This is a genomic window from Fictibacillus sp. Mic-4 (genome assembly GCF_049843615.1).
Taxonomy (GTDB): domain Bacteria; phylum Bacillota; class Bacilli; order Bacillales; family Fictibacillaceae; genus Fictibacillus_A; species Fictibacillus_A gelatini.
In genome coordinates, this window is record NZ_JBBHZM010000074.1 from 1 (window position 1) to 6,820 (window position 6,820).

Genomic DNA, 6,820 nt, shown 5'->3' on the forward strand with positions numbered 1-6,820 from the left:
TAAAATAGTAAGAGTGCTGCTCGGGAGCAGCACTCTTACTTTGCGTAAAATGAATTTTTAATCTTTATTTTTCTTAAGCGTTTCAATTTCCTCTACACTCAACTCTGTCGCTTTAGCGATCGTCTCGTGATCAACGCCCAGTTCCAGTAATTTGATGGCTGTTTTTCGTTTCCCTTCTTCCATTCCAGCCCTTTTTCCTAGTCGTTCAGCTCTCTTTAGTGCGGATTGTTCATCTAATATGGCTTTTTCACGTGCCTGGTAAGCCAGGATTACTTCAGGATCCTGGCTGACGCGGTCCCATTCTTCGATGGCGCGTTTTAAAGTGGTGTCTTCATTCATCGCAATTTCCTCCAATACACTCGTTAATTGTTCATCTTCGGCAGAGCCTAACAGCAAGAGCCAGCGAACCAAACGATCTTCATGCGGATCCACTTCCTTGTGCCGCCATTTGATAAATAGTTTAGGCAGCTCCATAAAGTGAATTTCCATTGCATCGGTCAATAAGAAATGCTCTTTATCCTCATACAGATGGAAGATGGAGTGGTAATTAGGAGTTTGCTTTAAATAGCGGAAATCAAGTATGTTGATCGTAATCGTCCGATGCAATTCTTCATCATCCATACTTTCTTTCCAATTGGCCTGTATACATTTTTGACCAATAGTAAAGGTACTACTAATAAGAATTCTCTTGACCGAGATTACTTTACAAATTATAATGAAAACAAACAAACGTTCGTTTTGTTAGAGAAAGCGGGTATTCCTTTTTATGACAACGATTTGTCCTCAGATTAAAAATACATTTGTCTTCACAATCTCATGTCAATAGAATTATTCCAATTAACAATTATCAATTGAATGGCTTAAAAATAGTGTTAGACGGTAAAATGTAAAAAATGCTCTTGAAACTAAGTTATTTTACGCCACACAAAATCGTTACGTCCTCACTTCCTAGTTCAGAGAACAGTCCATTCCATATATTAATCATAAATAGAGAGTAAACGAATTTTTACATAGTTTTATAAAAGTGTGATTTTAGCAGCAATTTGTAGATATAAAGATCGAAAGAAGGGGGAAATAGTTTGGCAAATCCAGCTAAAATCTTTATCAGTTCTGCTGCACAAGAATCATTATCTACAATCCGGCATGAATTATTTAATGCACTTGAAACAATGGGTCATAAACCTTTAATGTATGAGAAAAATTTTGGACCGTGGCCAGCAAATCAATTAGTTGAAAAATGCTTAGAAAAAGTAGAAGAAAGCGACATTTTTATCCTTATAATATCTTATCAAGCGGGAAATTATAGTGAATATTATAAAGCAACAGTTACTCATTTAGAATTTCAAAGGGCGTATACAAGTGGAAAATATACCATGGTTTTTGTTGAAGATCCTATTTACAATTTGTTTTGGAATGAATTAAAAGAACAATTCCCTGATTTATCACTAAGTTTAAAGAAGAATATGGATGTGACCCAGATTCTTACAAAGAAATTGCCGAAAAGGTTTGGGAGTCGCATCCGAAAAAACAAGTAAATTCTCATATCGATTCATATACTTGGGGATTTTTATATGATCTATATATCAAAGGACAATACTTAGAAAAGATCCCTTTTGGTCAAAGTCCTTTACCAAAAATAAAAGAGTATTTGAGTGATCTTTTTCGACAAGGTAGCCAGTATTTGCGAATTGAATCGGTCATTAACAAACAAGCTCAAATGTCTAATATTTATGACAAGCTTTTTCAATTTACAAATACAGTGTTAGATTATATAGAAGATGGTCAGATTATTAATTCAAGGCTTTTTCTGGCTCATTTACAGCCATTAATGAGCGGAGGGGATATATTTTATAAAAAAGGAACCGTATTTGAACGAATAATTGGTCAATATAGAAATTGTTCCGGAATAACATTATATAAAAAGGAAAAAGAAAATGATGTCGAAATGTTAGTTCTTAAAGGTGTAACTGGAGCGGCAAGTGACGAGAATAAGCTATATCATTTAAATGATACAACATTATTTGTTGTTAAAACTTTTAATAGTAAATTAGACAAGGAATTGTTTTTTGATGCAAGTAAACAACAATTATACTTTGTCATCAATGTAAAGAACTATGTTATCTGTTTTCATTATCCCATTGATCCGTATTTATCTGAGGACATGATACAACGCTTTAAAACCGATGTTCTAAATGCTATAATTGAATCAGAATCAGAAATGTATCGAAGAATGACAATGAAATTGTTAGATAATGAGTACAAGAAAATGTTCAAGTTATTCATATCGCCTCCGCTCTCGCAGATGCCGGTAAACAATATGTTGAAAACCAAACACAGCAATTTAAAGAGAATACACGTATTATTCTTGAGACGATCGCGAAAGTAGCATCTTCAAGAAAGAAGTAAATAACGATGAAAAGACAAGGATCATTCATTTTTAGAGTACTCCTTGTCTTATTTAATTTATGTAACATTAAATTAAAACAATTAAAGAAATCAGTTTAATAAACCTTTCTGTTATTTATAAAATACTTTAGTCCCTTGGAATGGGGGTTATTTTATTTAAAAAACTGGAGATGTTATGTAAGATACTGGAGTGACCTATTCACTCCAGTCCTCTCGCCACGGTTTTCCGCAAATTCTTCAATGCCTGTTTTCGCCATGATTTGACGGCCTGGACGGTGACGCCTTCCGTTTCGGCGATTTCTTTTTCCCCCTTTTGCAAGAAAATGCGCCCGACGACCCATTTTCGCTGCTTTTCAGTTAAAGGCTCGAGATACTCCTTTAGGATGTCCGTCTCTAGCGGATGATCGCCGTTTTCCGATGGCAAGACCGCTTCTTGTTCCTGTGTGAGTTCCCCGTGGGTTGATGAATAGCGAACTTCCTTTTTCAGCTGGTTCAGCATTTTGCCGCGCACCGTCTTAAGCGCAAAGGCGCTGAACGCTCCTTTTTCTTCGTTAAAGCGGCAGTACGCCTCCCACAATCCGATCAGCCCGATTTGATAATAATCATCAAAATAATGAGCGACTTTTAATGACTTAATTTGTGCCAGGATGAGCGGCTCAAATTGTTTTACGAGTTCCTCAAACAACACTTTCTCTTTCAACAGTTAACATCCTCTAAAAAGACGCGCCTTTCGTTATTCCGCCGGTACTTGTACGATACTTCATTTGAGCGAATACCTCATGTTCAAGAAACGGGTAAATGGCCGAAAAAGTTACGTCCGTTTTCCTCATTTGGCCAGGCGGTTTTACTTGAAACGGTAGAGCTTGAGCTGCCGTTTTTTCTAAAACACTGCTTTTTAAATTAAATGGTGTATTTCACGGCACGGCGCATCGCTCAAGGATGTTGAAGGAGTTTAAGATTTAGGACAAACATCAATAAAGAAGAAATTAAGCCTTGCTTGCTTTGCCAGTGAAAAAAGCCGTTGGATCCTATAAACATAAATCGAATGTGAAGGAAGGTAATTCAATGAGGCAAAAGCCGCGGAGATTATGGCTACTTCTCTGTTATCCACGGAAATAAAATAGGATCCCATGTTCAATAGGGGGGAATAAGTAGGGTGCCGCTCTTGAACTTACAGAGCTAAATAAATAAACGAAGGAAAGACAATTCACGGTACTCGTCGGGTTTAAGACTTATAAAGACGATCCCTAATCCGAAATTTAGCTTTTAAAAAAGGGACTGGCAAATCCATTCCCTTTTTTCACATAAGAATTCTTTGTTTCAATAAATCGACAAAGTTTTGGGCGGTCTTTGATAAGTAATGATTTTTCAGCCATATTAATCCGATCGAGGCACTTAGAATGTCATCTGGAATTTTATAAGCGTTGATGGCGTACCCTTTATTCCGGTTAAGTATCGTTTCCGGAATAATGGATACCCCAAAATCTGATGAGATTAATTCCAGCAAAAGGGAAGTATCGGAACACTCGCCGACAATGTTTGGCTGTAGCTGCTGGCGGGAAAATGCCTCTAAAATCAAATAGTGCACGCCTAATCCTTCCGTGCTCGGCAAAAGGAGCGGCTCGTTTTGAATGTCAGCAAGTGAGATTTCATGATTGAATGGTTCCTTTTTCGTTGATGTAATAAAGTAAAACGGTTCCGTATAAAGGTGAAGAACCGAAAATTCATCCAGTTCGAGCGGCATGCGGATAATCGCCAGCTCCACGATCCGATCTTTCACTAATTGGCAAAGATGAGAGGATTCATTTTGCTGAATTCGATACGTTACTTTAGGGTATTGTTGCTGAAATTGATGAAGGATTTCAGGCAGCTCGACAACCGAAAAGGTATTGATGCCAATCGTCAATTTTCCGTTTGCCCCATTTCCTACTTCTTTGACTTCCATTTTCGCCTCTTCCATCAATTGAACCATTTGTAAGGCGTATTTATACAAGGCCTCTCCGGCTTGCGTCACTTCGAAATATTTACCGCTTCGCTCTACTAATCTTGCGCCTAGCTCTTCTTCCATAGCCTTTAAATGCTGGCTTAATGGCGGTTGGGAAATATGGAGCCTTTCAGCAGCGGCGGAAATTTTTCTTTCCTCTACAATCGCTATAAAATATCGCAGCTGTCGTATGTCCATCGTGAAAACTCCTTTTATTATATGAAAAACTTAAGTAAAATTAATTTTTTTTATATTTTTCATCTAGTTATGTCCATGGTAGCATAGTTGTCAAACACAAACTACTTGAGGTGATTCCTAATGGATTTTGTAAAACGCACGATCGAATTAGCGATGAAAAATGTTGAAGAAGGTGGCCGGCCGTTCGCCACTGTCATTGTACGAGATGGAGAAATTATTGCCGAAAGCCCCAATCTCGTTGCGCAGACCAATGATCCGACGGCGCATGCTGAAATACTTGCCATCAGAGAAGCATGCCGGAAGCTCAAGACGGAACATTTGACGGATTGCGACATTTATATCCTTGCGAGCCCATGTCCAATGTGCTTAGGCTCTCTCTATTATTGCAGCCCTAAAAATGTTTTTTATATAACGACACGCGAGGATTATGCGCCTTACTATAAAGACGACCGCAAGTACTTTGAATTAGAAACGTTCTATGATGAATACAGAAAGCCAATCGAAGAACGCAGATTGCCTATGGTTCACAAGCCGGATGTAGATGGAATAAAAGTGTACAAGCGCTGGGCGGAATTAAATAAAAATTAAAACGGTTGAAACATCTTTTACAAAAGGAGGGAGTAAACAAAGATGAATGATAAAGCCTATTGGTTAACGAATGTTCGCTTGGAAACCGGTTACCATTATGAAAATGAGACAGTTGCAGGAACGATAACAGAACGTTTCCATGTGAAGATTGAAGATGGAAAAATACAAGAAATTCTCCCGGCAACCCGGCCGTTAACGACCGAATGGCCCAAATGGGAGGCAAATGATTATTTAATGCTTCCGTCATTTAGAGATATGCACATCCATATTGATAAAACGTACTACGGAGGACCATGGAAAGCGCCGACGATTCCAACGAAAGGCATCATCACACGGTTAGAAGAAGAGGAAGAACTGCTTCCGTGCTTATTGCCGGTTGCCGAAGAACGGGCGAAAAAACTGCTGGACGTATTGCTTAGTGCAGGTTCAACACATATTCGCACCCATTGCAATGTCGACCCTATTGTTGGATTGAAAAATTTAGAAGCTGTCTTAAGAGCAGTAGAAGAATATAAAGACAAAGTTTCTGTCGAAATCGTTGCATTCCCTCAGCACGGTTTATTGCGGAGCGATTCAATTTCTTTGGTAAGGGAAGCATTAAAAAGCGGAGCCTCCTTGGTGGGCGGTGTCGACCCGGCCTCCATTGACGAAAATATTGAAAAATCGTTGCAAACCGTGATGGAACTTGCAGTAGAAGCAAATGCAAACATTGACCTTCATCTTCACGATCCAGGCCATCTTGGCATCTTTACGTTTAAGCGATTGGCAGCCTTGACGGAAGAAGCCGGATGGCAAGGAAGAGTAACCATTAGCCATGCGCTGGCTTTTGCCGATATTCCTGAAAAAGAAGCGGGCGAAGTCGCAGAGCTCCTGGCCCACCTCGGAATTTCAATCACAACATCCGTCCCGATTGGAAGGACGATTCCGATTCCTCTCCTGGACGAAAAAGGAGTGGATATCTCCCTCGGTGATGATAGCATTATCGATCACTGGTCTCCATTTGGAAAAGGAGACAGTTTGGAAAAAGTGGGGACGTTAGCGGAACGTTTCGGCTTCATTGATGAACGTTCATTGGGGCAAACATTGCGATTTATTACAGGTGGCGTGACTCCTTTAAATCAAGAAGGTGAACGCGTTTGGCCAAATGTAGGGGACGATGCCGATTTCGTTTTCGTTGACGCAAGTTGTTCTGCCGAAGCTGTCGCAAGAAGGGCAAAAAGAATCGCCGTCATATTGAAAGGAAATGTCGTTTCCGGAGAACTTTAAAGGCGCTCATCTAAACCAAGTTCCTTGCCATGGGTAAAACCTTCACTCGTGGCCCTTACACAACTGATATAGGCCAGGGGACAAAATGATGTCCGATAGCCCCCGTATCAAGGATAAAAACATGGTCAGGAGACCAATTTTTGTCCGATGGAGCCCGTCTCAAGGACAAAAATGAGGGATGGAGACCAAATTATGTCCGATAGAGCCTGTCTCAAGGACAAAAATGAGGGATGGAGACCAAATTATGTCCGATAGAGCCCGTCTCAAGGACAAAAACATGGCCAGGAGAGAGGCCGCTGAAAAACTAAGGTGTTTTTTTAATTCATTCTTTACATAAGAAAAAAAGCCGATTTTTTTACTAATTTTAATGTAAAAAAG

At 39.5% G+C, this 6,820-nt stretch carries 7 protein-coding genes and 1 pseudogene; 5 read left to right on the forward strand and 3 right to left on the reverse strand.

Translation table 11 applies throughout. The annotated features are described in order from the left end of the window. Positions 1 to 57 precede the first annotated feature (57 nt). Positions 58 to 621, reverse strand: coding sequence for an Rpn family recombination-promoting nuclease/putative transposase (locus WD019_RS21260; RefSeq protein WP_425712751.1), 564 nt, complete (start codon positions 619 to 621; stop codon positions 58 to 60). A 458-nt stretch (positions 622 to 1,079) separates the two neighbouring features. Here WD019_RS21260 and WD019_RS21265 point away from each other — a divergent pair, with 458 nt between their 5' ends. After that, entirely contained in the window at positions 1,080 to 1,535 is a 456-nt protein-coding gene (locus WD019_RS21265; protein WP_425712752.1) for a DUF4062 domain-containing protein, read from the forward strand. Between the two features lie 146 nt (positions 1,536 to 1,681). Then, positions 1,682 to 2,386, forward strand: coding sequence for a hypothetical protein (locus WD019_RS21270; RefSeq protein WP_425712753.1), 705 nt, complete (start codon positions 1,682 to 1,684; stop codon positions 2,384 to 2,386). 219 nt (positions 2,387 to 2,605) lie between these two features. On the opposite strand, the gene WD019_RS21275 is transcribed toward WD019_RS21270, so the two are convergent. Beyond that, positions 2,606 to 3,106, reverse strand: coding sequence for a sigma-70 family RNA polymerase sigma factor (locus WD019_RS21275; RefSeq protein WP_425712754.1), 501 nt, complete (start codon positions 3,104 to 3,106; stop codon positions 2,606 to 2,608). 369 nt (positions 3,107 to 3,475) lie between these two features. Here WD019_RS21275 and WD019_RS21280 point away from each other — a divergent pair. Beyond that, positions 3,476 to 3,558, forward strand: a pseudogene (locus WD019_RS21280) (DUF4822 domain-containing protein); the annotation flags it as partial. A gap of 148 nt (positions 3,559 to 3,706) precedes the next feature. On the opposite strand, the gene WD019_RS21285 reads toward WD019_RS21280, so the two are convergent. Next, complete coding sequence (locus WD019_RS21285) at positions 3,707 to 4,588, reverse strand: LysR family transcriptional regulator (protein WP_425712755.1); 882 nt, start codon at positions 4,586 to 4,588, stop codon at positions 3,707 to 3,709. Between the two features lie 120 nt (positions 4,589 to 4,708). Here WD019_RS21285 and WD019_RS21290 point away from each other — a divergent pair, with 120 nt between their 5' ends. Beyond that, the gene (locus WD019_RS21290) at positions 4,709 to 5,176 is read left to right on the forward strand and encodes a nucleoside deaminase (RefSeq protein WP_425712756.1); all 468 of its coding nucleotides are present in this window, start codon (positions 4,709 to 4,711) and stop codon (positions 5,174 to 5,176) included. Positions 5,177 to 5,218: 42 nt separating this feature from the next. Beyond that, complete coding sequence (locus WD019_RS21295) at positions 5,219 to 6,442, forward strand: amidohydrolase family protein (protein ID WP_425712757.1); 1,224 nt, start codon at positions 5,219 to 5,221, stop codon at positions 6,440 to 6,442. Positions 6,443 to 6,820 lie beyond the last annotated feature (378 nt).

Bases quoted from the DNA above. Each gene is read 5' to 3' on its own strand.
- WD019_RS21290 (WP_425712756.1), top strand. From the start codon at position 4,709: ATGGATTTTGTAAAACGCACGATCGAATTAGCGATGAAAAATGTTGAA.
- WD019_RS21260 (WP_425712751.1), bottom strand. From the start codon at position 621: ATGGATGATGAAGAATTGCATCGGACGATTACGATCAACATACTTGAT.
- WD019_RS21295 (WP_425712757.1), top strand. From the start codon at position 5,219: ATGAATGATAAAGCCTATTGGTTAACGAATGTTCGCTTGGAAACCGGT.
- WD019_RS21285 (WP_425712755.1), bottom strand. From the start codon at position 4,588: ATGGACATACGACAGCTGCGATATTTTATAGCGATTGTAGAGGAAAGA.